The 1,788-nt window shown below is 76.9% G+C and carries 1 protein-coding gene; it reads left to right on the forward strand.

Going from position 1 to position 1,788, the window contains the following annotated elements:
* A partial coding sequence (alaS, locus tag JNW98_RS34920) for an alanine--tRNA ligase (RefSeq protein ID WP_223772290.1) occupies positions 1–1,788 on the forward strand: 1,788 nt, incomplete at both ends.

The raw sequence follows: 1,788 nt of genomic DNA on the forward strand, positions 1-1,788 counted from the left end.
CGAGGGCCCCGGCAAGTCGGGCTACCCGATCCTCGGCGAGCTGCCCCGCCGCAACATCGACACCGGCATGGGCCTGGAACGCATGGCGACCCTGCTCCAGGGCGTCGACAACCTCTACGAGACGGACGAGACCCGCCCGGTCCTCGACCGCGCCGCCGAGCTGGCGGGCGTCCGGTACGGCGCCGACGCCGAGGCGGACGTGCGGCTGCGCGTCGTCGCCGACCACGTCCGCACGGCGCTGATGCTGCTCGCCGACGGCACCGCGCCCGGCAACGAGGGCCGCGGCTACGTGCTGCGCCGGATCCTGCGCCGCGCGGTCCGGTCCATGCGGCAGCTCGGCCACCAGGACCGCGCGCTCCCGGAGCTGCTGCCGGTGGCCCGCGACCTCATGGCCGTGAGCTACCCCGAGGTGGCCGAGGGGTTCGCGCGCATCGCCGACCAGGCGTACGGCGAGGAGGACGCGTTCCGGGACACCCTCAAGCAGGGCACCACCGTCCTGGACACGGCCGTCGCCGAGGTGAAGGCGGCGGGCGGGCGGTCGCTGCCGGGCCGTCAGGCGTTCCTGCTGCACGACACCTACGGGTTCCCGATCGACCTGACCCTGGAGATGGCCGCCGAGCAGGGCGTGGAGGTCGACCGCGAGGGTTTCACCGCACTCATGAACGCCCAGCGGGAGCGGGCCCGCGCCGACGCCCGGGCCCGCAAGTCCGGTGCCGCCGACACGGCCGCGCTGCGGGCGGTCCTCACCGAGCACGGGCCGACGGACTGGCGGGCGTGGGAGGCCCTGGAGACCGACGCGCGCGTCCTCGCCCTCCTCGGCCCCGCGGGCCCGGTGCCGGTGGCCCGCACCGGTGACGTGGTGACCGCCGTCCTCGACCGGACGCCGTTCTACGCCGAGTCCGGCGGCCAGGACAGCGACGCGGGCCGGCTGTCCGGGGCGTCCGTGGAGGCCGACGTCCTGGACGTCCAGCGGCCCCTGCCGGGGCTGGTGGTGCACCAGGTGCGCGTCACCGCCGGCGAACTGGCCCCGGGCGGGGCCGTGCGCGCGGCGGTCGATCCCGAGTGGCGGCTCGGCGCCCGGCAGGCGCACTCGGGCACGCATGTGCTGCACGCCGCGCTGCGGCAGGTGCTCGGCCCGACGGCGCTGCAGTCCGGTTCGTACAACCGCCCCGGCTACCTGCGGCTGGACTTCCCGTGGCGCGGCGCGCTCGGCCCGGCCGTGCGCGGGGACGTGGAGGAGGCCGCCAACCGGGCGCTCCGCCGCGACCTGCCGGTGGACGTGCGGTGGATGACCCTGCCGGAGGCGAAGGAGCTGGGCGCGCTCGCCCTGTTCGACGAGACGTACGGCGAGCGGGTGCGCGTCGTCGAGATCGGCGGGGCGTGGTCGCGCGAACTGTGCGGCGGTACGCACGTGGAGCGGTCCGCGCAGATCGGCGTCCTCTCGCTGACCTCGGAGTCCTCGGTGGGCGCGGGCATGCGCCGGCTGGAGGCGGCGGTGGGCATCGAGGCGTTCGACCACCTGGCCCGGGAGCGCGACCTGGTCGGCCGGATCGCCGAGCAGCTCCAGGCGCCGCGCGCCGAACTCCCGGAGCGGATCGGCGCGTTGCTCGACCGGATGAAGGCCACCGAGCGGGAGAACCAGCGGCTGCGCGACGAGGCGACGGCGGCCCGCGCCGCCGGGCTGGCGGGCACGGCCGTGGACGTCGCCGGGACGGCCGTGGTGACGGCCACCGCCGACGGCGGCGCGGACGCGGCCCGGTCCCTGGCCGTCGCCGTCCGCGAGCGGCT

The sequence above is a fragment of the Streptomyces huiliensis genome, assembly GCF_020037025.1.
Lineage (GTDB): Bacteria > Actinomycetota > Actinomycetes > Streptomycetales > Streptomycetaceae > Streptomyces > Streptomyces huiliensis.